At 52.9% G+C, this 26,015-nt stretch carries 20 protein-coding genes; 10 read left to right on the top strand and 10 right to left on the bottom strand.

Annotated features, from left to right (window positions below; all coding sequences use genetic code 11):
- The first annotated feature begins 22 nt into the window (after nt 1–22).
- Both macA and macB read left to right on the top strand, forming a co-directional pair.
- A complete protein-coding gene (macA, locus tag O3S68_RS09330) occupies nt 23–1,135 on the top strand; it encodes a macrolide transporter subunit MacA (protein ID WP_269231361.1) in 1,113 nt (370 codons plus the stop codon).
- On the top strand, nt 1,132–3,078 hold the full coding sequence (gene macB / locus O3S68_RS09325; RefSeq protein WP_269231360.1) for a macrolide ABC transporter ATP-binding protein/permease MacB: 1,947 nt from the start codon (nt 1,132–1,134) through the stop codon (nt 3,076–3,078). Before macA ends, macB begins: the two co-directional genes overlap by 4 nt.
- 64 nt (nt 3,079–3,142) lie before the next feature.
- On the opposite strand, the gene cspD is transcribed toward macB, so the two are convergent.
- Complete coding sequence (gene cspD / locus O3S68_RS09320) at nt 3,143–3,364, bottom strand: cold shock-like protein CspD (RefSeq protein ID WP_007374119.1); 222 nt, start codon at nt 3,362–3,364, stop codon at nt 3,143–3,145.
- Nucleotides 3,365–3,692: 328 nt separating this feature from the next.
- Between cspD and clpS the strand changes: the two genes are divergently transcribed.
- Nucleotides 3,693–4,013 (top strand): ATP-dependent Clp protease adapter ClpS, encoded by a 321-nt coding sequence (gene clpS, locus O3S68_RS09315; protein ID WP_017456164.1) that lies wholly within the window; start codon nt 3,693–3,695, stop codon nt 4,011–4,013.
- Between the two features lie 30 nt (nt 4,014–4,043).
- Complete coding sequence (clpA, locus tag O3S68_RS09310; RefSeq protein WP_017456165.1) at nt 4,044–6,335, top strand: ATP-dependent Clp protease ATP-binding subunit ClpA; 2,292 nt, start codon at nt 4,044–4,046, stop codon at nt 6,333–6,335.
- A gap of 67 nt (nt 6,336–6,402) precedes the next feature.
- Here the strand turns inward: clpA and O3S68_RS09305 are convergent, their stop codons facing one another.
- The 8 genes from O3S68_RS09305 to trxB all read right to left on the bottom strand — a co-directional run bounded on the left by O3S68_RS09305 (nt 6,403) and on the right by trxB (nt 14,839).
- On the bottom strand, nt 6,403–7,791 hold the full coding sequence (locus tag O3S68_RS09305; RefSeq protein WP_269231359.1) for a diguanylate cyclase: 1,389 nt from the start codon (nt 7,789–7,791) through the stop codon (nt 6,403–6,405).
- Between the two features lie 102 nt (nt 7,792–7,893).
- On the bottom strand, nt 7,894–8,358 hold the full coding sequence (locus O3S68_RS09300) for an RES family NAD+ phosphorylase (protein ID WP_269231358.1): 465 nt from the start codon (nt 8,356–8,358) through the stop codon (nt 7,894–7,896).
- Nucleotides 8,355–8,798 carry a type II RES/Xre toxin-antitoxin system antitoxin gene (parS, locus tag O3S68_RS09295; RefSeq protein WP_020457220.1) on the bottom strand — a complete coding sequence of 148 codons (444 nt, stop codon included), beginning with the start codon at nt 8,796–8,798 and terminating at the stop codon, nt 8,355–8,357. The genes O3S68_RS09300 and parS overlap by 4 nt, the downstream gene beginning before the upstream one ends.
- A gap of 156 nt (nt 8,799–8,954) precedes the next feature.
- Entirely contained in the window at nt 8,955–9,173 is a 219-nt protein-coding gene (gene infA, locus O3S68_RS09290) for a translation initiation factor IF-1 (RefSeq protein WP_001040187.1), read from the bottom strand.
- Between the two features lie 289 nt (nt 9,174–9,462).
- Entirely contained in the window at nt 9,463–10,164 is a 702-nt protein-coding gene (gene aat, locus O3S68_RS09285; protein ID WP_020457221.1) for a leucyl/phenylalanyl-tRNA--protein transferase, read from the bottom strand.
- Between the two features lie 106 nt (nt 10,165–10,270).
- Complete coding sequence (cydC, locus tag O3S68_RS09280) at nt 10,271–11,992, bottom strand: heme ABC transporter ATP-binding protein/permease CydC (RefSeq protein ID WP_269231357.1); 1,722 nt, start codon at nt 11,990–11,992, stop codon at nt 10,271–10,273.
- Nucleotides 11,993–13,759, bottom strand: coding sequence for a heme ABC transporter permease/ATP-binding protein CydD (gene cydD / locus O3S68_RS09275; protein WP_269231356.1), 1,767 nt, complete (start codon nt 13,757–13,759; stop codon nt 11,993–11,995). It abuts the gene before it with no gap.
- A 114-nt stretch (nt 13,760–13,873) separates the two neighbouring features.
- On the bottom strand, nt 13,874–14,839 hold the full coding sequence (trxB, locus tag O3S68_RS09270) for a thioredoxin-disulfide reductase (RefSeq protein ID WP_269231355.1): 966 nt from the start codon (nt 14,837–14,839) through the stop codon (nt 13,874–13,876).
- Nucleotides 14,840–15,392: 553 nt separating this feature from the next.
- Between trxB and lrp the strand changes: the two genes are divergently transcribed.
- Complete coding sequence (lrp, locus tag O3S68_RS09265) at nt 15,393–15,887, top strand: leucine-responsive transcriptional regulator Lrp (RefSeq protein WP_000228469.1); 495 nt, start codon at nt 15,393–15,395, stop codon at nt 15,885–15,887.
- A 120-nt stretch (nt 15,888–16,007) separates the two neighbouring features.
- Nucleotides 16,008–19,985 carry a DNA translocase FtsK gene (ftsK, locus tag O3S68_RS09260; RefSeq protein WP_269231354.1) on the top strand — a complete coding sequence of 1,326 codons (3,978 nt, stop codon included), beginning with the start codon at nt 16,008–16,010 and terminating at the stop codon, nt 19,983–19,985.
- A gap of 69 nt (nt 19,986–20,054) precedes the next feature.
- Here ftsK and O3S68_RS09255 read toward each other — a convergent pair whose 3' ends face one another.
- Nucleotides 20,055–20,732 (bottom strand): hypothetical protein, encoded by a 678-nt coding sequence (locus O3S68_RS09255; protein ID WP_269231353.1) that lies wholly within the window; start codon nt 20,730–20,732, stop codon nt 20,055–20,057.
- 326 nt (nt 20,733–21,058) lie between these two features.
- On the opposite strand from O3S68_RS09255, the gene lolA reads away from it, so the two are divergent.
- The 4 genes from lolA to O3S68_RS09235 all read left to right on the top strand — a co-directional run bounded on the left by lolA (nt 21,059) and on the right by O3S68_RS09235 (nt 26,009).
- Nucleotides 21,059–21,670: an outer membrane lipoprotein chaperone LolA gene (gene lolA, locus O3S68_RS09250; protein ID WP_249882355.1), complete on the top strand. Its 612-nt coding sequence runs from the start codon at nt 21,059–21,061 to the stop codon at nt 21,668–21,670.
- Between the two features lie 9 nt (nt 21,671–21,679).
- Nucleotides 21,680–23,023 carry a replication-associated recombination protein RarA gene (gene rarA, locus O3S68_RS09245; protein WP_269231352.1) on the top strand — a complete coding sequence of 448 codons (1,344 nt, stop codon included), beginning with the start codon at nt 21,680–21,682 and terminating at the stop codon, nt 23,021–23,023.
- Nucleotides 23,024–23,114: 91 nt separating this feature from the next.
- The gene (gene serS / locus O3S68_RS09240; RefSeq protein ID WP_269231351.1) at nt 23,115–24,407 is read left to right on the top strand and encodes a serine--tRNA ligase; all 1,293 of its coding nucleotides are present in this window, start codon (nt 23,115–23,117) and stop codon (nt 24,405–24,407) included.
- A 453-nt stretch (nt 24,408–24,860) separates the two neighbouring features.
- Entirely contained in the window at nt 24,861–26,009 is a 1,149-nt protein-coding gene (locus O3S68_RS09235) for an MFS transporter (protein ID WP_020457229.1), read from the top strand.
- The last annotated feature ends 6 nt before the right edge of the window (nt 26,010–26,015 follow it).

The following is a 26,015-nucleotide window of genomic DNA, read 5'->3' as shown; positions in this document are numbered from 1 at the left end:
TGTCCGATGAGCTGGGATTTTTATGAAACTGAAGGGAAAACGCAGGACAGTAATGATTGTGCTGGCAGTGGTGGTTTTACTGGCGGCATTTTGGTTGTGGAGCAAACTTAATGCCCCGGTCATTCAGTATCAGACGCTGATAGTGCGGCCGGGTGAATTGCAACAAAACGTGCTGGCGACCGGGAAGCTGGATGCGCTCCGTAAGGTTGATGTTGGCGCCCAGGTAAATGGTCAGTTAAAAACACTGTCGGTGAATATCGGCGATAAGGTAAAGAAAGATCAGCTTTTAGGCGTGATCGACCCCGAGCAGGCGGAAAACCAAATCAAAGAAGTCGATGCGACATTAATGGAACTACGGGCGCAGCGGCGTCAGGCGCTGGCTGAACTGAAGCTGGCCCAGGTAACACTAGCGCGTCAGCAGCAGCTGGTGAAAAGCAATTTGATCTCCCGCCAGGATCTGGACACCTCTGCGACGGATGTGGCGGTAAAAGAAGCGCAAATTGGCACCATTGATGCCCAGATCAAACGTAACCAGGCCACACTGGATACCGCGAAAACCAACCTTGATTACACACGTATTCTTGCGCCGATGGCCGGTGAAGTGACGCAAATCACCACGCTGCAGGGCCAGACGGTGATTGCCGTGCAACAAGCGCCGAACATCCTGACGCTGGCCGATATGAGTACCATGCTGGTGAAAGCGCAGGTTTCCGAAGCGGATGTCATCCACCTCAAGCCGGGGCAGAAAGCATGGTTCACCGTGCTGGGCGATCCGGGAACACGCTATGAAGGCGAGCTGAAAGATATTCTGCCGACGCCGGAAAAGGTCAACGATGCGATTTTTTACTATGCGCGTTTTGAAGTGCCAAACCCGGAGGGTGTGTTGCGCCTTGATATGACCGCGCAGGTGCATATCCAACTGACCGGCCTGAAGAATGTGATCACCATCCCTCTGGCGGCGCTTGGCGATCCGGTGGGGGACAACCGTTATAAAGTGAAGGTGCTGCGTAATGGTGAAACCCGCGAGCGCGAGGTGACGCTGGGCGCACGTAATGATACGGAAGTGGTGGTGACGAAAGGCCTGGATGCGGGCGAAGAAGTGGTGATTGGCGAGAAAAGCGGAGCGGCGCAATGACCGCATTGCTGGACCTGAATAATATCCGCCGCAGTTATCCGTCCGGCGACGGACAGGTCGAGGTGCTAAAAGGCATCACGCTGCGCATTAATGCTGGCGAAATGGTGGCGATTGTTGGTGCCTCCGGTTCCGGCAAATCCACGCTAATGAACATTCTGGGGTGCCTGGACAAGCCCACCAGCGGCACTTACCGGGTGGCGGGAACGGATGTATCGTTGCTCAGTAGCGATCAGCTTGCGCAGCTACGCCGCGAACATTTCGGTTTTATCTTTCAGCGTTATCATCTGCTTTCCCATTTGACCGCTGCGCAGAACGTCGAAGTTCCGGCGGTGTATGCGGGGACGGAACGTAAAGCGCGACTGGAGCGCGCAAAAGCATTACTGACCCGCTTAGGGCTGGGGGAGCGGGCGGATTATCAACCGTCGCAGCTCTCCGGCGGACAGCAACAGCGCGTGAGTATTGCCCGTGCGTTGATGAATGGCGGCCAGGTGATTCTGGCCGATGAACCGACCGGTGCCCTCGACAGCCACTCAGGCGAAGAGGTGATGGCAATCCTGCATCAGTTGCGCGATCGCGGGCATACGGTAATTATCGTGACGCACGATCCGCAGGTGGCCGCGCAGGCAGAGCGGGTGATTGAAATTCGTGATGGCGAGATAATCAGTAATCCGCCAGCCAAAACGGAAGCCGCCGCGCCCGCAAACCATGACGCGATCATGACGCACGCCGGGGGCTGGCGGCAATTTGTCAGCCGTTTTCAGGAAGCGTTGACCATGGCCTGGCGCGCCATGGCGGCCAATAAAATGCGCACCTTGTTGACCATGCTCGGCATTATTATCGGTATTGCTTCAGTGGTCTCGATTGTGGTGGTCGGTGATGCGGCGAAACAGCTGGTGCTGGCGGATATTCGCTCAATAGGCACCAATACGATTGATGTCTATCCCGGCAAAGATTTTGGCGATGACGAGCCGCAATACCAGCAGGCGCTGAAGTATGACGATCTGCAGGCGATTCAAAAACAGCCCTGGGTTAAATCAGCCACACCTGCCGTTTCACAAAATCTGCGTTTGCGCTACGGCAATATTGATGTGGCGGCGAGCGCCAATGGCGTAAGCGGGCAATATTTTAATGTGTATGGCATGACGTTCAGCGAAGGTGCCTCGTTTAACGAGGAGCAACTGAAAGGTCGGGCACAAGTGGTGGTGCTCGACAGCAACACCCGCCGTCAGTTATTCCCCAATAAAGCCAGCGTCGTCGGCGAGGTAATCCTGGTGGGTAACATGCCAGCGACGGTGATTGGTGTGGCGGAGGAGAAACAATCAATGTTTGGCAGCAGCAAAATCCTGCGCGTCTGGCTGCCGTACAGCACCATCTCGGGGCGTATTATGGGGCAGTCCTGGCTAAACTCCATTACGGTGCGGGTGAATGAGGGCTACAGCAGTGAGCAGGCGGAACAGCAGCTCACGCGGTTGCTCAGCCTGCGCCACGGTAAGAAAGATTTCTTCGTCTGGAATATGGACGGGGTCTTGAAAACAGCGGAAAAGACCACACGTACTCTTCAGCTGTTTTTAACGCTGGTGGCGGTCATTTCGTTGCTGGTTGGCGGTATCGGTGTGATGAATATTATGCTGGTGTCGGTCACCGAGCGGACGCGTGAGATTGGCATCAGGATGGCAGTTGGTGCCCGGGCGGGGGACGTCTTGTCGCAGTTTCTGATTGAGGCGGTGTTTGTTTGCCTTGTCGGTGGCGCGCTCGGCGTCACGCTATCTATGTTGATTGCTTTTACCTTGCAACTCTTTTTACCGGGCTGGGAGATTGGGTTTTCACCGGTGGCACTGTTAACGGCATTTTTATGTTCGACATTTACCGGTGTGCTGTTCGGCTGGTTGCCTGCGCGTAATGCCGCACGGCTGGATCCGGTAGACGCGCTGGCTCGCGAGTAATAAAAATGCCAGCCGATTGGGCTGGCATTTTGACTGCGGCATGTACACAATGTGATAACAGGCTTCAGGCCATGGCTTCCACTTCTACGGGCACGATGACGCTGGCGTGATTGCCTTTAGGGCCCTGGTGTACATCAAACCGGACAGTCTGCCCGGCCTTTAACGTTCTGTAACCATCCATTTGAATGGTGGAGTAATGCGCGAAGATATCTTCGCCGCCGCCTTCAGGGCAGATAAAACCAAACCCTTTGGCATTGTTGAACCACTTAACAGTACCCGTTTCCATGCTTCGACATCCTTCGTAAATCTTATTTAAGTAAGATGGAATGAACCGGTGGTAGAGCAAGCGGGCTGTTCAAAACCTCGCCAACTCTCGACTGTACAATTTAGATAATTCGTATAACGCGTCAAGCATTTGGCAGGGGTTCTTGGAGGCGACGCATCAAAATTTTGAAGCAGTTAACGCTATTACAAAGGAATGTGACAGCCGTCGCGAATGACAACGATAGATGATTGTTATCTGTCATCTGATGTAGATTGAAAATACATCTAGACTCATGTAATCGGCCGATTAAACGCTGCCGGAAACTGTAACCTAAGATGAAACGCTAACGATGGGTAAGAGCAATAGCTGGCTGGATTTCGACCAATTGGCGGAAGATAAACTGCGCGACGCGCTGAAACCGCCATCCATGTATAAAGTTATGTTAATGAACGATGATTACACGCCGATGGAATTTGTTATTGACGTGCTACAAAAGTTCTTTTCTTATGATGTAGAACGTGCAACGCAACTGATGCTTACGGTTCACTATCACGGCAGGGCCATTTGCGGTGTTTTCACCGCTGAGGTTGCCGAGACGAAAGTCGCAATGGTGAACAAGTACGCCAGGGAGAACGAGCATCCGTTGCTGTGTACGCTGGAAAGAGCCTGAATGCAGGCATGAAACTTGGGGGAGGTGCCTATGCTCAATCAAGAACTGGAACTCAGTTTAAACATGGCTTTCGCCAGAGCGCGCGAGCACCGACATGAGTTTATGACCGTCGAGCACTTGTTACTGGCGCTGCTCAGTAACCCATCTGCCCGCGAAGCGCTGGAAGCGTGTTCAGTGGACCTGGTGGCGCTGCGGCAGGAACTCGAAGCCTTCATCGAACAAACCACACCCGTTCTACCCATGAGCGAAGAGGAGCGCGACACACAGCCGACGCTCAGCTTCCAGCGTGTTCTTCAGCGCGCGGTGTTTCACGTTCAGTCATCCGGGCGCAGCGAAGTGTCCGGCGCGAACGTGCTGGTTGCCATTTTTAGCGAGCAGGAGTCGCAAGCGGCTTATCTGCTGCGCAAACATGAAGTAAGCCGCCTTGACGTGGTGAACTTTATCTCTCACGGCACGCGTAAAGACGAGCCAGGCCCATCATCTGACGCCACTGGCAGCAGCAGTAGCGGGCAGGTGAACAGCGAAGAGCAGGCAGGAGGGGAGGAACGTATGGAAAACTTCACCACCAACCTTAATCAGCTTGCTCGTGTGGGAGGAATCGACCCGCTGATTGGCCGTGGTAAAGAACTTGAACGTGCGATTCAGGTTCTGTGCCGCCGTCGTAAAAATAACCCGCTGCTGGTGGGTGAATCCGGCGTAGGTAAAACTGCCATCGCCGAAGGGCTGGCGTGGCGTATTGTGCAGGGCGACGTGCCAGAAGTGATGGCAGATTGCACAATTTACTCGCTGGATATCGGTTCACTGCTGGCCGGTACTAAATACCGTGGCGATTTCGAAAAACGTTTCAAGGCGTTGCTGAAACAACTTGAGCAGGACAATAACAGCATTCTGTTTATCGATGAGATCCATACCATCATCGGTGCAGGCGCTGCGTCTGGTGGGCAAGTGGATGCCGCAAATCTGATTAAGCCGCTGCTTTCCAGCGGTAAAATCCGCGTCATGGGTTCCACCACGTATCAGGAATTCAGCAATATCTTTGAAAAAGATCGTGCTCTGGCGCGTCGCTTCCAGAAAATTGATATCACTGAGCCGTCCGTCGAGGAAACGGTGCAGATTATCAATGGCCTGAAACCGAAATACGAAGCGCACCACGATGTACGTTATACCGCGAAAGCGGTGCGTGCGGCGGTAGAGCTGGCGGTGAAATACATCAATGATCGCCATCTGCCGGATAAAGCGATTGATGTTATCGACGAAGCGGGCGCGCGCGCGCGTCTGATGCCGGTAAGCAAGCGTAAGAAAACCGTTAACGTGGCGGATATCGAATCGGTGGTGGCCCGTATCGCGCGTATTCCTGAGAAGAGTGTTTCTCAGAGCGATCGCGACACGCTGAAAAATCTTGGCGATCGTCTGAAAATGCTGGTGTTCGGTCAGGATAAAGCCATTGAGGCATTAACCGAGGCCATCAAAATGAGCCGGGCAGGGCTGGGTCAAGACCATAAACCGGTCGGTTCCTTCCTGTTTGCTGGCCCAACCGGCGTGGGTAAAACCGAGGTGACAGTGCAGCTGTCAAAAGCGCTGGGCATTGAGCTGCTGCGTTTTGATATGTCCGAGTATATGGAACGTCATACTGTCAGCCGTTTGATTGGTGCGCCTCCGGGCTATGTAGGTTTTGATCAGGGCGGTCTGTTGACCGACGCGGTGATCAAACATCCGCACGCGGTGCTGCTGCTTGATGAAATCGAAAAAGCGCATCCGGATGTCTTTAACTTGCTGTTGCAGGTGATGGACAACGGAACGCTGACCGATAACAACGGGCGCAAAGCTGATTTCCGCAACGTAGTGCTGGTGATGACCACCAACGCCGGGGTGCGTGAAACCGAGCGCAAATCCATTGGTCTTATCCACCAGGATAACAGCACCGATGCGATGGAAGAGATCAAAAAGATCTTTACGCCGGAGTTCCGCAACCGTCTGGACAACATTATCTGGTTCGATCACTTGTCGACAGAGGTGATCCATCAGGTGGTCGACAAGTTTATTGTCGAACTCCAGGTGCAGTTGGATCAGAAAGGCGTATCGCTGGAAGTCAGCCAGGAAGCTCGCGACTGGCTGGCGGAGAAAGGATACGACCGCGCAATGGGCGCTCGCCCGATGGCGCGTGTTATCCAGGACAACCTGAAAAAACCGCTGGCCAACGAACTGCTGTTCGGTTCGCTGGTTGATGGTGGTCAGGTCACGGTAACGCTGAATAAAGAGAAAAATGAGCTGGAGTATGGCTTCCAGAGTGCGCAGAAGCACAAACCGGAAGCAGCACATTAATCTCTGTACTTCACTTCTAAAAACCGGGCGATATCAGCCCGGTTTTTTTATGCCTGCAAAAGCAGCTTCAAATAACGCTGGTTTCGATACGATTGCGCCCGTGGCTTTTAGCAACATAAAGCGCACGATCCGCTTTATCAATTAAACGCTTGTAATCCGGGTGGTAATCAAACCCGGCGACGCCGATGCTAACGGTGACCGAGAAGTGTTGTGCGGGTGTGACTTCAATTGTCAACGCGGCGATTTTCTGCCGCAGCGCTTCCAGAATGATCTTCGCCTGTAACAGGTCAGATTCGACCAGCAGCACCATAAACTCTTCACCGCCGTAGCGGAAAACGTAATCACTGCTGCGGAAGTGATCATAGATGGCAGCAGCTACCGTTTTGAGCGTGATATCGCCCGCGCTGTGCCCGAAGCTGTCGTTGATTCTCTTAAAGTGATCAATATCCAGCATCGCCAGAATAAAGGGTTTACGCACATTCAGTGCCAGCGAGATCTCCCGGCGCATAATGGTGGGAATAAAGCGGCGGTTAAGCAGTTGCGTCAGTGGATCTTTGCCATTTTCCAGCTCTACCAGCGCGTCGAACATCGCGACAAGCAGACGGTGGATTTGCCCGGTAAGCTGGCGTACTGTCTGCAACACCGCCATTCGTGGCTCCATCTCCGGCGATTGTTCTGCCGTAAGCGCCCGAGTAATGCGCTCGTCAGCCTGATTAATGAGTGCATCCATATTAGCCAGCATCTTCTGATTGCCCAGCAGATGCTTACCTTTATGAGAAAACCACATGCCGAAATCCGATTCCGACAGGTAAATCAGATCCGCTGCGGGCAATCCGGTGGCGATATTGTAGATAAACTGGTTTTCCCAGCTGGTCAGGGCGCTAATCTGTCGCTCGCGCTCAACATTCACATCATCATAAATGGATAACAGACGGTACTGTTCCTGTGCCTGCATTGAATTTTGATAGCCTGGCGAATATGAAACGGTCATGGCTTCTATCGCGGTATCCATTGCCAGGCTGCTAAAGCAAAGGGTTTGGCTGAGTAATATGGGGGGAATCGTCGCTTTTGCTTGTAATAAATCATAAAGTTCATTTTTCAGCTTACGCGCTCCCCGAGCGACAAGGTCGATCGGTAAACCAATACGCGCATGAACGATGCCAATTTCCCGCTGTTTTTCCAGAAGTTGTTCGATGTCCTCTTTCGCACTACCCAACACGCTGCGCAGCCAGTGAAACATACTATGACTAAGGCGTGTACTCACCTGTTCAGTGTTTAAAAACAGCTCACTTTCACTGTGCGAAAGCATGTAGTCATAAAAAACATTAACCAGATGGCGAATTTCCTCATCGGCCAGGGCAGACAGAATATCGTGCACTTGCGGTGGCGTTTGCTGCAGTAAGACCTGCCACTCTGTGAGAAGTAATGAGTGATGATTGTGTCCAACCTGTTCCATGCTTTCGCCAACCATTAATTTTGATGAAGTATGCGCAAGATAGTACGGCGGAAGGCAGGGGGCTGGTCAAGAAAAAACATCGCCCGGTAAGTTGTGCAAAAATTACGGGCGTGCCAGGCGTGGATCAAAAAAGAAAGGAAGCGCTTTTACGGTTTTTAGCAGCTTATTAAAGGCGGGGTGATTCGGGTTCAGAATTGCATTATTCTCAAGCGGAACAACGCATGACGGCAGCACCAGCGCGACGGCGCTGTTGGCTTCCAGCCAGGAGGTACCTAAATCCATGGTCGAAAGCGGCGCCGGGTTTTCCTGCCAGTCCGGCGGTAGCCATTGCTTATCCAGATATTCAATCTCCTTGTCAGGGATCTCAATGCTGAACAGTCCATACTGGTTCATAACCGCGTCACTGTGCATATGCACCAGCATTTCGAGTGCGGCAAGCGAAACGGATGAGGCGACGTAAACCGCCGGGTGACCTTTGTGATTCCAGCGACCGCCATAAAGATTTGCACCGCTGCCTGTCCAGGCTTCGCTGGCGTAGCGGCGCGTTACCAGTCGATAAAAGATCACGCAAACACTCCGTGTTCCAGCCTGCCGAGCAGGTCGGTCACCTCCAGCGCGCCACTTTCAGTGGCAATCAGCGAAATTGGCGCCACATTGCCAAGGCCGCGAACGGGGGTTTCCAGCCAGTCCCACGCCATCTTTTTGCTACCGAAAAACTGTACCGCAGCATCAACAACCCTTACTAAACGCGCAATACGCTCACTTTCTTCCGGTGTGAGTGTACGGCCGGCGCTTTTGCGACGCGCAACATTGCGTTCATTGATACCCGTGACGCGCAGGATGTCGGAGCGGGACATTTCTGTCCATTCATGAATATTGTCGAGAATGCTGACTGGCAAGCCTTCGTTCAACATCTGAACGAGTTTTAGTCCTCTGTTGGCGGGGAAACCGGCAAAGCGCCAGAGTGCATTTTCGGCTGGTTTTTGATCCGGGCTCCAGGTTCTCATCTTTCCTCCCGTGTGATGACATTTGTCAGGTTTGAGTATAGACAATTGTCGTTATTGGTTAAAGTCTAATCAGGAAGGATTGGCGTAAGAAAAACAAAAGGCCGGGAATTACCCGGCCTTTAAAATCGGTGCACTTAGCTGTGCTGATGGAAGATCTTAGCGGCTACGGAAGACAATGCGGCCTTTGCTCAGGTCGTACGGGGTCAGTTCCACAGTCACTTTATCGCCCGTCAGAATGCGGATGTAGTTTTTACGCATTTTACCGGAAATATGCGCAGTGACCACGTGACCGTTTTCCAGTTCTACGCGGAACATCGTATTAGGCAACGTTTCAAGAACGGTACCCTGCATTTCAATATTGTCTTCTTTGGCCATCTAATCCTCGGGGGTATCACTACCATAATTTTTGAACCGGCAAGATAATGCCGAAGTTCGTCTGTTAAGTAAAGATTTGCGCTGATAAAACGCAGCAAAACGACTTTTGCCAGTTACCCTCACGCCAACAGCCAGGACGCGCTAAAAGCGCAACCGTAAAGGGGAGCGGTGGAGTAAAGCGAAGGGCATCCCTGATACGAACAACTCCCGGGTGGGGCGGGGCAACAGGCAAAAGCTGCTCTGAGCGTCCATTATAACACCCTGATAAAAAATGTGCCGAAAACATTCGTCAGAGCGATGAAAACAGCGTTCGGGGCACCCAGAAGTGGGAAGGGAGCGGAAGTTTGCGCATTTTTTCGAGATGTAAAAGATAATCCCGCCGCGGGATCTCAATGGCGCCGAGCGACGCAGTATGGCTATTCAGCACCTGGCAATCAATTAACTCGCCGCCCATGCGTACAAATTCGCCGCTAAAAACAAGCAATGCTGTTTTGGAGGCATTTACACGGCGACTAAACATTGATTCACCGCAGAACAGCGCACCTTGTGACACGCCATACATCCCACCCACCAGCTCGTTACCTTCCCAGACTTCAATCGAGTGCGCATGCCCCAGCTCATGAAGGCGATGATAAGCCATCACCACGTCAGGCGTTATCCACGTGCCCTCATCGCGATCCTGTGAGCAGCCATCGATCACCTGACCAAAAGCATGATTCAGCGTTACGCGATAGGGAGAGGTTTTATGAAAACGCTTCATGCTGCGGCTGACATGAAAGGTTTCCGGCCACAGCACGGCGCGCGGATCGGGCGACCACCACAGGATTGGGTCGCCAGGCGAGAACCAGGGGAAGATACCGCGCTGGTAGGCCATTAATAAACGCGCCGGGCTGAGATCGCCGCCCAGCGCCAGCAGTCCATTGGGTTCACGCAACGCCGCTTCGGGCGAAGGAAAAGCGATAGAATGACGAGAGAGCTGCACCAGGCGCATGACTTCTGTGCTCCACAACGCGACAAGGGACCCTACTTACTATCGTCATTTTGGCCGTTCCACTTTAACGTTGCCGTTACAGAAACGGCAAAATGACGAATAGCCACTACAGACGCTGCTTAAACTGGTAGTACCGACCCTGTTTCGCCATTAACGCTGCGTGATTACCTTGCTCAATTATTTGCCCGTTGTCCATCACAATTATCCGATCGCAACGCGCCAGTCCACGCAGACGGTGTGTGACCATCAGCAGCGTTTTGCCTTTCATCACATCACCCAGTAATTCAAGGATTTGGCTCTCTGTTGCGGCATCCAGACCTTCGGTCGGTTCGTCCAGAAGCACCAGCGGTGCATCATGCAATAATGCGCGAGCAATCGCCAGACGGCGTAGTTCACCGCCCGAGAGCTGGCGTCCACCTTCACCAAGCCAGGCGTTGAGCCCATTATCCTCAAGCAGTTTTTCCAGCCCGACGCGGGTTAGCATCGCACTCAGGGTATCGTCACTGGCCTGCGGTGAGGCCAGCAATAAGTTATCACGCAGCGTCGCGCTAAACAGATGAACACGCTGTGGCACCATACTGATAAGTTTGCGTAAATCAGCTTCCGCAAAGCTTGCCAGCGGCTGGTTATTGAGACGAATCTCTCCTTGCTGCGGATCCCATGCGCGCGTCAGTAATTGCAATAACGTGGACTTGCCGCACCCGGTTCGGCCAAGGATCGCGACATGTTCTCCGGCGGCAATCGATAAAGAAATTGAGTCCAGCGCACGCTGCGGTTGGCCTGGGTAGTTAAATGTCAGGGCATCGAATTGCACGGCGACATCTGTTGGCGTGATGACACTATTTTGCGGGAACGTCACTTCCGGCTGGCATTCCGTTATCTGCGTGATGCGTATGGCGGACGCGATAACCTGCCCCAGGTGCTGGAATGCACCGGTGACCGGAGCCAGCGCTTCGAAAGCCGCAAGCGCACAGAATACAAACAGCGCAATCAACGCGCCGGGCTGCGTGTTACCGCCAATATCGGCGGAAGCAAACCACAGCATAACCAGCACTGCCGTGCCGCTGATGAGCAGCATCACGGCCTGCGAGACTGCACTTAGATCGGATTGACGGCGCTGGGCGTCATGCCAGCTAAGTTCGGTGTTTTCTAACTGCGTACGATATCGCTGGCTGGCACCAAAAATGGTTAACTCCGCCTGGCCTTGCAGCCAGCTGGTTAATTGCTGGCGATACTGCCCGCGCAGGGCAGTCAGACTTTCGCCGGTCGGCTTGCCCGCGCGGTAAAATAACGGCGGCAGGATAATCAAGGTTGCCAGCATGATACCGCCCAATATCAGCGCCAGCGGTATGTCCAGTACGCTTAAACCCAGGGTGACAACAATGATCACCACCAGAGCACCAACCAGCGGGGAGATGACGCGCAGGTAAAGATGATCGAGCGTGTCGACATCGGCGACGACGCGGTTCAGTAGGTCGCCCTGGCGAAAACGCGCCAGCCCGGCAGGGGAGAGGGGGAGCAGTTTACTGAATGTCGAAACGCGCAAATGTTCCAGTACGCGAAACGTCGCATCATGGCTGACCAGCCGTTCAAAATAGCGCCCGGCGGTACGAATAATCGCTGCGCCACGCACACCGGCGGCGGGCAGCATATAGTTAAAACTGTAGATGCCCGCGACGCCAACCACGGCGCACGCAGAGAGGAACCAGCCGGAGAGCGTCAACAGGCTAATGCTGGCAAGCAAAGTGATAACGGCGAGGATAACCCCGAGCATCAACATCCACTTGTGGCGTTTATACAGTGCGAGATAAGGCAGTAAGGCGCGCATTTAAATCTCCTCCTGGCGATGGGCAAGGAGATCCGCAAAAATCCCCTTCGCAGCAACGAGTTCGGCGTAGCTGCCTTGTTCCATAATCTGGCCATCCTGTATTACCCAGATAGCATCCCAGTCAGCCAGGTTTTCTAACTGGTGCGTCACCATCAGAGTCGTTTGCTGGAATGAGGCATCGGTAAGTGCCTGCATTACACGTTGCTCACTGTGGGCATCAAGGCTGGCGGAAGGTTCATCCAGCAACAATAGTTTGCAGGGAGAGAGCAGGGCACGGGCAACAGCCACGCGTTGCGCCTGACCAACAGAGAGGCGTACCGCCTGATCGCCAGGCTGTGTTTCCAGTCCCTCTGGCAGCAGTGGCAGAAACTCGCTGACCCAGGCTTTATCCAGAACGGCTTGCAGCTCTGCATCTCTGGCAGTGGGGCGTGACAGCAGCACATTTTCGCGCAACGTGGTGGCGGGAAGTTGCGGATTTTGCCCAACCCAACTTATCGCTTCGCGCCAGCTATCCGGATCTAACTCACTCAGTTCGATGCCGTTAACGCGCAATGAACCTTCATAAGGCAGAAAACCAGAAAGTACATTGATAAGCGAACTCTTGCCAGAGCCGCTTCTTCCTACCACGACGACGCGCCGACCAGCGGACAGGGAAAAATTGAGCGGCCCGGCGAGTACTGCGCCTTCGGGAGATTTCAGCAGCAAATCGCTCGCCGTCAGTGTTACCGGCTCATCGGTTTTCAGCGTGATATCACCTCGTTGCGGATGTGCGAGTGGCGCTTCCATAAAGGTTTTCAGGCTATCCGCTGCGCCAATCGCCTGGGCTTTAGCGTGATAAAAGGTACCGAGATCGCGCAGCGGCTGGAAGAACTCCGGTGCCAAAATTAACGCGAGAAAACCGGCGAACAGGGTTACGCCAGCCCCGTAGTGACCAAAATTCAGCTCGCCAAGATAGGAAAAACCGAAGTAGACCGCCACCAATGCAATCGATAACGAGGTGAAGAACTCCAGCACGCCGGAAGATAAGAAGGCCATGCGCAGCACTTCCATGGTGCGGCTGCGAAAATCCTGCGAGGCATGACGAATATTTTCTGTTTCTGCAGCACCGCGGCCAAAAATGCGTAGCGTTTCCATTCCACGTAAGCGGTCAAGGAAGTGGCCGCTCAGGCGCGCCAGCGCTTTGAAGTTACGACGATTTGCATCCGCCGCGCCCATTCCGACCATCGCCATAAAGAGCGGAATTAACGGAGCTGTACCCAGCAATATTAACGCCGCAGCCCAGTTAATCGGGAACAGGGTAATAACAATCAGCAGCGGAACGCTCGCCGCCAGCGCCATTTGCGGCAGGTAGCGGGCGTAGAAATCGTGCATATCATCGATTTGCTCAAGTATCAGCGTGGCCCAACTTCCTGCGGGTTTTCCCTGGATCCACGCCGGACCGGCCTGATGCAGTCGATCAAGAACCTGACGACGGATTTCGAAGCGAATATGCGCACCTGCATGGAAACCGACACGTTCACGTAGCCAGACTACCCAACTGCGCAGGATAAAAATCAGAACCAGCAAGGTGAACGGCAGTAACAGGGCTTCGCGCGGGATATTCTCCATAATCATATGGTTCAGAATACGCGCCATAATCCAGGCTTGCGCGACGATCAGCACGCCGCTGACCACGCCGAGCAGGCGGGAGAGCGTCAGCCAGCGACGGGAAATAATACTTTGCTGTTTTAACCAGCGGGTCAGTTCTTGTTGACGGGTTTTATTCATTGCGCGCTTTGCAGGTGAAGTTATCGGATTTTGAGCTGGCGCAATGTTACATCGGAGCAAAAATAAAGGCGACTTATAGTCGCCTTTTTTACCTTTGTTACTGAGTTGTAAAGATTATTTACGTTCAGCCAGCCCGTCGAGATAACGTTCTGCATCCAGCGCTGCCATACAGCCTGTTCCCGCAGAGGTGATCGCCTGACGGTAAATATGATCCATGACATCACCCGCAGCAAAGACGCCAGGAACGCTGGTTTGCGTGGCGTTACCATGAATACCGGACTGCACTTTGATGTAGCCGTTTTCCAGCGCCAGTTGACCTTCAAAGATAGCGGTGTTCGGGCTGTGGCCGATAGCCACAAACAGACCTGCAACTTCCAGCGATTCGACATTATCCGCATTCTGCGTATCGCGCAGACGAAGACCATTAACGCCCATCTGATCGCCCGTCACCTCTTCCAGCGTACGGTGGGTGTGCAGCACAATATTGCCGCTTTCCACTTTATCCATCAGGCGTTTGATGAGGATTTTTTCCGCGCGGAAGGTGTCACGGCGATGGATCAGATGCACTTCAGAGGCAATATTTGCCAGATACAGCGCTTCTTCCACTGCGGTGTTACCGCCCCCAATCACCGCGACTTTCTGGTTGCGGTAGAAGAAACCGTCACACGTTGCGCAGGCGGAAACGCCACGGCCTTTGAATGCTTCTTCAGATGCCAGGCCCAAGTAACGCGCAGACGCGCCAGTGGCAATAATCAATGCGTCGCAGGTGTACTCGCCGCTGTCGCCAGTCAGGCGGAACGGACGATTTTGCAAATCCACGCTGTTGATGTGATCGAAGATGATTTCGGTATCAAATTTGGTGGCATGTTCATGCATGCGTTCCATCAGCAGTGGCCCGGTCAGATCGTGCGGGTCACCCGGCCAGTTTTCCACTTCAGTGGTGGTGGTGAGCTGGCCGCCTTTTTCCATACCGGTAATCAGAACGGGTTGCAGGTTTGCGCGCGCAGCATAGACCGCAGCGGTATAACCGGCAGGGCCTGAACCAAGGATAAGCAGCTTACTGTGTTTGGCCGTACCCATGAGATCCTCATTGTTGTTTGGCAGACATTGGGCTGGATTGTAGGGAATTTACCGGCGTAAAAAAAGGGTGCAGCGATTTTGTTAACGATATGTGTAATAGAAAGGACCGATGGCTGAGGGGCTGTTAACCGCCTAAATATAATAATTCCTACTGAAAAAGTGGCAGTTATAAGGTGATAAAATGATGATTAGGGAACGACCCTGATGAATATCTGGCATGTTGTACTAAAAAAAGATGTTTTGCTTTGACAATCCCCTGCGCATTTGCGAAAACATCAAAGGAAGAAAAAAAGCAGTGTTTCGCGCGTGACGCAAATTCATGCATGTAAATGCCATTTTTACCGGGCTAGCGAAATCTACGTATGGCGTGGACAGACGCCATTCGTGATATCGATAGCTGCCCCAGGCAACGGTCTTCTCAATACTGCCCCTGGGATTACGTGACGCGCTAACTTTTATTACGCGCCGCGTAGCGCGACGGGCAAAGACTCTGAACAGTGAAGTGCACAGGGTCAAGACAGGAGTAGGGAAGGAATACAGAGAGACAATAATAATGGTAGATAGCAAGAAGCGCCCTGGCAAAGATCTCGACCGCATCGATCGTAATATTCTGAACGAATTGCAAAAAGATGGGCGTATTTCCAACGTCGAGCTTTCTAAACGAGTGGGGCTTTCCCCAACGCCATGCCTTGAGCGTGTGCGCAGGCTGGAAAGACAAGGGTTTATTCAGGGCTATACGGCGCTGCTGAACCCGCATTATCTGGATGCATCACTTCTGGTATTTGTTGAGATTACTCTGAATCGTGGCGCGCCGGATGTGTTTGAACAATTCAATGCTGCCGTGCAAAAACTTGAAGAGATTCAAGAGTGTCATCTGGTCTCAGGCGATTTCGACTATCTGTTGAAGACGCGAGTACCGGATATGTCGGCTTACCGCAAACTGTTAGGGGAAACCCTGCTGCGTCTGCCGGGCGTTAACGACACCCGCACATATGTGGTAATGGAAGAAGTCAAACAGAGCAATCGTCTGGTAATTAAGACGCGCTAATACGGAACAGGTGCAAAATCGCTGTTTTTTGATTACACTCCTGTTAATCCATACAGCAACAGTGCCGGGGAGACCCGGCGCTGTTGTCCGTTTTAGCATCAAGGACCTGGAGAGCCTGTCTTGAGCCAGGAATACACCGAAGACAAAGAAGTCACACTGACCAAGTTAAGCAGCGGACGTCGACTCCTGGAGGCGTTGCTGATCCTCGTTTCACTTTCTGCCGTTTGGTTAATGGCAGCGCTTCTCAGCTTTAACCCGTCCGATCCGAGTTGGTCGCAAACGGCCTGGCATGAGCCTATCCATAATCTTGGCGGCGTGCCCGGCGCGTGGCTTGCCGATACGCTGTTTTTCATTTTTGGCATCATGGCTTATACCATCCCGGTGATTATTATCGGCGGCTGCTGGTTTGCTTATCGCCATCGGGCCAGTGAAGACTACATCGACTATTTTGCTGTATCGCTGCGCATGATTGGCGCGCTGGCGCTGATCCTTACTTCTTGTGGTCTTGCGGCGATTAATGCGGATGATATTTGGTATTTCGCCTCCGGCGGCGTCATTGGCAGCTTGCTAAGTACCACGCTACAACCCCTGCTGCGTAGCAGTGGCGGTACGCTGGCACTGCTCTGTATCTGGGCCGCCGGTTTGACGCTGTTCACCGGGTGGTCATGGGTGACCATTGCCGAGAAAATTGGCAGTGTGATCCTCAACATTCTCACTTTTGCCAGTAATCGTACCCGTCGTGATGATACCTGGGTCGATGACGAAGAGTATGAAGAGGATGATGAAGATAAAGGTGATATCGACACTCCGCGTGAATCTCGCCGTACCCGTATTTTGCGTGGTGCACTGGCGCGGCGAAAACGGGTTGCCGAAAAGTTTGCGAATCCGATGGGGCGCAAAACTGATGAGGCGTTGTTCTCCGGTAAGCGGATGGATGACGATGAAGACGATATTGCTTATAGCGCTCGCGGTATACCTGCCGATGCTGACGACGTGCTGTTCTCCGGGCATCGCGCAACTGAATCTGAACAGGAATACGATCCGCTGCTCAATGGTCGCAGCATAACGGCCCCCATAGCCACCGCTGCTGCCGCGACGACTGTCGCTGCACAGGCTTATGCCGCGCCGGTTGATCCGGTGGTGCAGGCACCGCAGGAGATTGAATGGCCCTATGCGCAGCCGCCTGTACAGCAAGCTGCTGCGTATCAGCCAACGGCAGATGAGCATAACGCTCCTGCATCTTATCAGCCTGTATCAAACCCGTCGGTTTCACCGGAAGCGGCGCATCCGTCTGCACAATATGCAGAACCACACTGGCAGCAGCCTGTCGCGCAGGATAGCTGGACGCCAGAAGCTCCAGTGACGGCGCAGCCGCAAGAGGACGATATTTATACGCAGCCGGTACACGATCCGCTGCCATGGCAGGGTGAGGCGCAGCCGCAAATCTCCCCGGCACCGGAACTCGTAGTCGAACCTGAACCTGTCGTTGAAGAAGTGAAACAGACTCGTCCACCGCTCTATTACTTCGAAGAAGTAGAGGAGAAACGTGCGCGCGAGCGTGAGCAACTGGCGGCGTGGTATCAGCCGATTCCTGAGCCCGAAAATATTGAACTGGTTTCGAAGCCGGTTGTGCCGACTATGCCATCAATACCGCCTGTTGAAGCAACCGTTGCGCCAGTTGCAGCCGGAGTACAGCAGGCTGCCAGTAGCGTAGCCGCGGCAACCGCTGCGGCAGGTCCGGTATTCAGCCTTGCGGCAGGTGGTACACCGCGTCCGCAGGTGAAAGAGGGCATTGGCCCGCAGCTTCCGCGCCCGAACCGGGTGCGTGTACCAACGCGCCGTGAACTGGCTTCTTATGGTATCAAGTTGCCGTCTCAGCGGATGGCCGAAGAGCGCGCGCGCGAAGAAGATGAAACGCGCCATCATCACGATCAATTCACAGAAGACGATGCTGATATGCAGCAGCAGGATGAACTGGCACGCCAGTTCGCCGCCACGCAGCACCATCGCTATGGTGATGGATTCCAGCATGAGATTCCGCAATTCCAGTCGCAGCATGCTGTACCGAGTGAAGAAGACGCTGAAGAGGCGGAGCTCGCGCGTCAGTTCGCTGCGTCGCAGCAGCAGCGGTATGCGGGTGAACAATCTGCCGGGACTCAGGCGTTTACGCCGGAGGACTTTGCGTTCTCACCAATGAAGACGCTGGTAGATGATGGCCCTGGCGAACCGCTGTTTACACCAGGCGTGATGCCGGAGCAGGAGTCCCCTGCAGAGCAGCACCAACAACAACCGCAGCAACATTATCAACAGCCAGCTCATCAACCTGTTGCGCAGCAGCAATACCAGCAGCCAGTGCATCAACATGTTGCACAGCAGCAATACCAGCAGCCAGCTCACCAACCTGTTGCACAGCCGCAGCATTATCAGCAGCCAGCTCATCAAGCTGTTGCACAGCCGCAGCAATATCAGCAGCCGGTGCATCAACCTGTCGCACAGCCGCAGCATTATCAGCAGCCAGCTCACCAACCTGTGGCGCAACCGCAGCCGCAAGAAAGCCTGATTCATCCGTTGCTAATGCGTAATGGCGACAGCCGGCCGATGCAAAAACCGACAACACCGCTGCCGTCGCTGGATTTGCTGACGCAGCCGCCAGCGGAAGTCGAACCGGTAGACACGTTTGCGTTGGAACAGATGGCGCGTCTGGTGGAAGCGCGACTGGCGGATTTCCGCATCAAAGCTGATGTGGTCAACTATTCTCCAGGTCCGGTTATCACCCGTTTTGAGTTGAATCTCGCGCCAGGTGTGAAAGCTGCGCGTATTTCGAACCTTTCCCGCGATCTGGCACGTTCGTTGTCGACCGTTGCAGTGCGTGTGGTGGAAGTTATTCCGGGTAAACCGTACGTTGGTCTGGAACTGCCGAATAAGAAACGACAAACCGTTTACCTGCGCGAAGTGCTGGACTGCGTGAAATTCCGCGAAAACCCGTCGCCGCTGACGGTGGTGTTGGGGAAAGATATCGCGGGCGATCCGGTAATAGCCGATCTGGCGAAGATGCCGCACCTGTTAGTTGCGGGTACAACTGGTTCAGGTAAATCGGTGGGCGTGAATGCTATGATCCTCAGCATGCTGTATAAAGCGACGCCGGAAGAGGTGCGCTTTATCATGATCGACCCGAAAATGCTTGAGCTGTCAGTGTATGAGGGGATCCCGCACCTGCTTACCGAAGTCGTCACCGACATGAAAGACGCAGCCAATGCCTTGCGCTGGAGCGTCAACGAAATGGAGCGGCGCTACAAGCTGATGTCGGCGCTCGGAGTACGTAATCTGGCGGGCTACAACGAGAAGATCGCAGAAGCTGCGCGAATGGGCCGCCCGATCCCTGATCCTTACTGGAAACCGGGGGACAGCATGGATGTCGAGCATCCGGTACTGGAAAAACTACCGTATATCGTGGTGCTGGTGGATGAATTTGCCGATTTGATGATGACCGTCGGTAAGAAAGTGGAAGAGCTAATTGCACGTCTGGCGCAAAAAGCGCGTGCTGCGGGCATTCACCTGGTGCTGGCGACCCAGCGTCCGTCAGTGGATGTCATTACTGGTCTGATTAAAGCCAACATCCCGACACGTATCGCATTCACTGTTTCGAGCAAAATTGACTCGCGTACCATCCTCGATCAGGGTGGTGCAGAATCGCTGCTGGGAATGGGGGATATGCTCTATTCAGGCCCGAACTCGACCTCTGCACCTGTACGTGTTCATGGTGCATTCGTTCGCGACCAGGAAGTGCACGCCGTTGTGCAGGACTGGAAAGCGCGCGGGCGACCGCAATATGTCGATGGCATTACCTCGGATAGCGAAAGCGAAGGCGGTGCAGGTGGCGGTTTTGAGGGGGGAGAAGAACTGGATCCGTTATTCGATCAGGCTGTTAATTTCGTAACTGAAAAACGCAAAGCCTCAATCTCCGGCGTACAGCGCCAGTTCCGTATCGGCTACAACCGCGCAGCACGTATCATCGAGCAGATGGAAGCGCAGGGGATCGTCAGCGAACAAGGGCATAACGGAAACCGTGAAGTGCTGGCGCCGCCGCCGTTTGACTAATATTTTAACAGCATTATTCTGCCTCCATTTGCGGGAATTATCGACAATGGAGGCAGATTGTGCAGATGGTTAACGATATTTATTAATTTTTTCTAACTCATCCAATTCAGACTTCAAAGTAGATAAGCTATCGCTTTCTTGGGTGATAGCAGTAGTGTTAAGGCCACAGTCAGAGGCGGAACTTGTATAGGTTACGGTTTCGAAATACTTCCCGGTGCTATCATGGTTACCATGATAGCACTTATATGTAACTGGTTGGTTATTTCCATTTGCAATAGCCGTTTTCAATACCTCAATTCTTCTTGGTAACCATTCATAATTCTTCCAATCTATAAGTAACTGATCCTCGGGGTTTATAAAAAAAGCATCCAACGTTGTAGATGCTCTATCACTGTATTTTTCCACAGTGACTTCCATCACAGCTGTTTCTTGCTGGTGATCTCCATAAATCCTTGTGGCCCAACATTTCATAGGATATTCAAGAATATGGTCAAAGTGTGGCCCATTTATACTTCTGATGTTGGTAATGGCCACAACATCACGCTCAGATGTTGTATGAGTTCGATTATAGTAATTAATAAATTGAGGGGACTTAAAATACTCATTAGCGCAAAACAGGAATGGTGCCCTATTGGAATTTGTCCTGTCGTCTAAAAATACCCAGTTAGTTAAATACCCATCCGTAGTGAGCGCCTTACAACCTGCCAGAAATAATGGCAGTGTCAATATTAATGGCCTAAGATTCATAAATATTCCCTGTTAACTCTACTGTTGATAAAATCATTAAAGATTAGCTTAAGTTAAATTGCTGAAACGTTATGACGTAATTGTTGGATTGTATTATGTTCAGATGATTACGAATATACTATAGGTTTTTTTAAGGTGATTGAAATTATGAACTTATTTTCAAAAAGATGAGCATCTTTAGAGATGCTGTCTTTTGCCGAAGTGTAAGGCTTAGCTAGTCGATTTCAGTTTTTTTACCAGGAAACTACGCTGCTGAATTGTTATAGTAGGGGCAGTTATTTGCTTAGTCAGTTGACTGGCAGTATGGGAAAATTTAAGGAATCAAGATGAAAAAAATTGCCATCGCCTGCGCTTTATTTGTCAGCTTTGCCGCCAGTAATGTCTGGGCTGATGCTTCCAGCGACCTGAAAAGCCGTCTCGATAAAGTCAGCAGCTTTCACGCTACCTTCACTCAAAAAGTGACTGACGGCAGCGGCGCTGCGGTGCAGGAAGGTCAGGGCGACCTGTGGGTGAAACGTCCAAACTTGTTCAACTGGCACATGACCCAGCCGGATGAAAGTGTTCTGGTGTCAGATGGTAAAACGCTGTGGTTCTATAATCCATTTGTTGAGCAGGCAACAGCGACCTGGCTGAAAGACGCCACGGGTAACACGCCGTTTATGCTGATAGCCCGTAATCAGGCAAGCGACTGGCAACAGTACAATATTGAGCAAAAAGGTGACGATTTTGTGCTGACGCCGAAAGGCAACAACGGCAATCTGAAACAGTTCACCATCAATGTGGGGCGTGATGGCACTATCCATCAATTTAGCGCCATTGAGCAGGACGATCAGCGCAGCAGCTATCAGCTGAAATCACAGCAAAATGGCACCGTTGATGCGTCTAAATTTACCTTTACCCCGCCGAAGGGCGTAACGGTTGACGATCAACGCAAGTAAGAGGCGTGCATGAGTAACATGTCGCTCGACTTCTCCGATAATGCGTTTCAACCTCTGGCCGCGCGTATGCGGCCAGAAAATTTAGCGCAGTACATTGGTCAGCAACATTTGTTAGCGCCGGGTAAGCCGCTCCCGCGCGCGATAGAAGCCGGACACTTACACTCCATGATTTTGTGGGGACCGCCGGGAACGGGCAAAACCACGCTCGCCGAAGTGATCGCGCGTTATGCCAGTGCGGATGTAGAACGTATTTCTGCGGTGACCTCAGGCGTAAAAGAGATCCGCGAAGCCATTGAGCGTGCGCGTCAAAACCGTAATGCCGGGCGCCGTACCATTCTGTTTGTCGATGAGGTTCATCGCTTTAATAAAAGCCAGCAGGACGCTTTTCTGCCGCATATTGAAGATGGCACTATCACTTTTATTGGCGCGACGACGGAAAATCCCTCTTTTGAACTCAATTCTGCATTGCTGTCGCGTGCGCGCGTTTATTTGCTTAAATCGCTGACCACTGAGGATATCGAGCAGGTTTTAACGCAGGCGATGGAAGACAAAGCGCGCGGTTACGGCGGGCAGGATATTGTTCTGCCGGATGAAACCCGGAGGGCGATTGCCGAGCTGGTTGGCGGTGATGCGCGCCGGGCGCTAAATACACTTGAGATGATGGCGGATATGGCGGAACTCGACAGTTCCGGCAAGCGTATATTAAAGCCAGAACTGCTTACGGAAATTGCCGGTGAACGCAGCGCCCGTTTCGACAACAAAGGCGATCGTTTTTACGATTTGATCTCCGCGTTGCACAAATCGGTCCGCGGCAGTGCGCCGGATGCGGCGCTTTATTGGTACGCGCGAATTATTACCGCCGGTGGCGATCCTTTATATGTCGCGCGCCGCTGCCTGGCGATTGCCTCTGAAGATGTCGGTAACGCCGATCCACGTGCGATGCAGGTCGCGATTGCCGCCTGGGATTGTTTTACACACGTTGGTCCTGCAGAAGGCGAACGTGCGATTGCGCAGGCGATTGTCTACCTTGCCTGCGCGCCGAAAAGTAATGCGGTTTATACCGCCTTCAAAGCGGCACTGGCGGACGCGCGCGATCGCCCCGATTATGACGTGCCGGTTCATCTGCGTAATGCGCCAACCAAACTGATGAAAGAGATGGGCTACGGACAGGAGTATCGTTACGCGCATGACGAACCCAATGCCTATGCCGCCGGTGAGGAATATTTCCCGCAAGAAATGGCACAGACGCGCTATTATCACCCCTCGACAAGAGGCCTTGAAGGTAAGATTGGCGAAAAGCTCGCCTGGCTTACCGAACAGGATCATAAAAGCCCTATAAAACGCTATCGCTAGTGCGGGCGTTGCGGTAAGGTTACGACTTACACCATCGACCGCAGGCAGCGGTCGTATTCTTTTATTTCAATTCGATAAGCACAGGAAAAGCATGCTCGATCCCAATCTGCTGCGTACCGAGCCAGACGCAGTCGCTGAAAAACTGGCACGCCGGGGCTTTAAGCTGGATGTAGATAAATTACGTGCGCTCGAAGAGCGTCGTAAAGTCTTGCAAGTTAACACTGAAAACTTGCAGGCGGAACGCAACTCGCGATCGAAATCCATTGGCCAGGCGAAAGCACGCGGGGAAGATATCGAGCCTTTACGCCTGGAAGTGAACAAGCTGGGTGAAGAGCTGGACGCGGCTAAAGCGGAGCTGGAAACCCTGTTGGCAGAGATCCGCGACATCGCGCTGACAATCCCTAACCTGCCGGACGATTGTGTTCCAGTCGGCCACGACGAAAACGACAACGTTGAGGTTAGCCGCTGGGGTACGCCACGCAAATTCGATTTCGACATTCGCGATCACGTAACGCTCGGTGAAATGCACAGCGGGCTGGATTTCGCCGCAGCGGTGAAACTTACTGGATCTCGCTTTGTGGTGATGAAAGGGCAGATTGCGCGTATGCATCGTGCGCTCGCACAGTTCATGCTGGATTTGCACACCGAACAGCACGGCTATGCTGAGAACTATGTTCCGTATCTGGTCAACCAGGATACGCTGTACGGCACCGGGCAGTTACCGAAATTCGCGGGTGATTTGTTCCACACCCGTCCGCTGGAAGAAGAAGCAGACAGCAGTAATTACGCGTTGATCCCGACAGCAGAAGTTCCGCTGACGAACCTGGTGCGTGATGAGATCATTGATGAAGACGATCTGCCGATCAAAATGACTGCGCATACGCCTTGTTTCCGCTCAGAAGCGGGATCTTATGGGCGTGATACGCGCGGTCTGATCCGTATGCACCAGTTCGATAAAGTTGAAATGGTGCAGATTGTTCGCCCGGAAGACTCCATGGCGGCGCTGGAAGAAATGACTGGCCACGCTGAGAAAGTGTTGCAGTTGCTGGGGCTTCCTTATCGTAAAGTGCTGCTGTGCTCGGGTGATATGGGCTTCGGCGCGTGCAAAACCTACGATCTGGAAGTGTGGGTCCCGGCGCAGGATACCTACCGCGAAATCTCTTCCTGCTCTAACGTGTGGGATTTCCAGGCTCGTCGTATGCAGGCGCGCTGCCGTAGCAAGTCCGACAAGAAAACCCGTCTGGTTCATACCCTGAATGGTTCCGGTCTGGCAGTTGGCCGTACGCTGGTGGCGGTAATGGAAAACTATCAGCAGGCTGATGGGCGAATTGAAGTGCCGGAAGTACTGCGTCCGTACATGAACGGCCTTGAGTTCATCGGCTAATCATCTGCCTGTAGTGAATGTTAATTCTGAAAGCGCCTGCGGGCGCTTTTTTATTGCTTAGTTAAAACTTCGCTCCGTGCGGCGCCAGCACCAGGTTCGTATTTAACCTGCACAGAACTGGCCGAAGCTCTTTTTCAGTTTTTTGGCATGTCCTTCCAGAAGGAGAACAATGCAATCGCTATGGTGGGCAATAATTTTTACTGTGCGTTTTTCAGCCTTTTTAGTCCGGCATTCATCATGAATTTTTTCGACCGACAATTCTGTCTGTTTGCAAAAGTATTCTTTTGTTTTCAATAGAGTGAGTTGTATCGTCTTTTGTTAAGCCCAGTGCTGGATAAGTTTTACGAATCGTCGTGGTGCAAAAGGTGTCAGCGTCAAAAATCCGTGGATTGACAATGTCCTTACCGGTGGCATGATGCGCACGCAAACTGAACTTCCTCACGGTTTTTATCCATGTCCATCTATACTCGGCCAGTGCTGCTATTGCTCTGTGGCTTAATGCTGTTGACGCTGGCGATCGCGACGTTAAATACGCTCGTGCCGCTCTGGCTCGCCCACGAAAACTTACCGACCTGGCAGGTTGGTATGGTGGGTTCTTCCTACTTCACTGGCAATTTGCTGGGTACGTTACTGACCGGGCGATTAATTCGCCGTCTGGGTTTTAACCGCAGTTATTATCTTGCTTCGCTGATTTTTGCCGCAGGCTGTGTTGGCCTGGGGCTAATGATTGGCTTCTGGAGCTGGATGGTTTGGCGCTTTGTCGCTGGTGTGGGCTGCGCGATGATTTGGGTGGTCGTGGAAAGCGCCCTGATGTGCAGCGGTACATCGCGAAATCGTGGGCGCCTGTTGGCAGCTTATATGATGGTTTACTATGTTGGCACAGTGCTTGGCCAGGTGATGGTCAGTAAGCTGCCGACAGATCTGATGAGCGTACTGCCGTGGACGACTGCGCTGGTGTTAACGGCGATCCTGCCGCTGCTGTTTACCCGCATTGTCAACCAGCAGAGTGAAGAGCAGGCTCCGACCTCGGTATGGCCGATGCTGCGCCTGCGCCATGCTCGCCTGGGCGTGAATGGCTGTATTATCTCCGGGATCATCCTTGGTTCACTGTACGGCTTGATGCCGCTTTATCTTTCGCACCAGGGGATCAGCGATTCGGGGATTGGTTTCTGGATGGCGCTGATGGTCAGCGCCGGTATTGTAGGGCAGTGGCCGATTGGTCGGCTGGCAGATCGTTTTGGCCGCCTGCTGGTGCTGCGTGTGCAGGTGTTTGTCGTGATCGTGGGATGTTTTGCGATGTTGAGCAATGCCGCTATGGCTCCCGCGCTTTTTGTGCTCGGGACCGCAGGCTTTACCCTTTACCCGGTGGCGATGGCATGGGCCTGTGAGAAAGTGGAACATCACCAGCTGGTGGCAATGAACCAGGCGCTGCTGCTGAGTTACACCATTGGCAGCCTGCTTGGTCCGACGCTGACCGCAATGCTGATGCAAAGCTACTCAGATAGCTTGCTGTTTATCATGATTGCGGGTGTGTCGTTTATCTATCTGGTGATGCTGATGCGCAAAGCAGGACATCACCCAACGCCGGTGGCGCACGCCTGATATACG

The organism is Kosakonia sp. SOY2 (genome assembly GCF_027109175.1).
Lineage (GTDB): Bacteria > Pseudomonadota > Gammaproteobacteria > Enterobacterales > Enterobacteriaceae > Kosakonia.
Note: the sequence above shows the minus strand (reverse complement) of the source record. Positions and strands in the feature narration are given on the sequence as shown.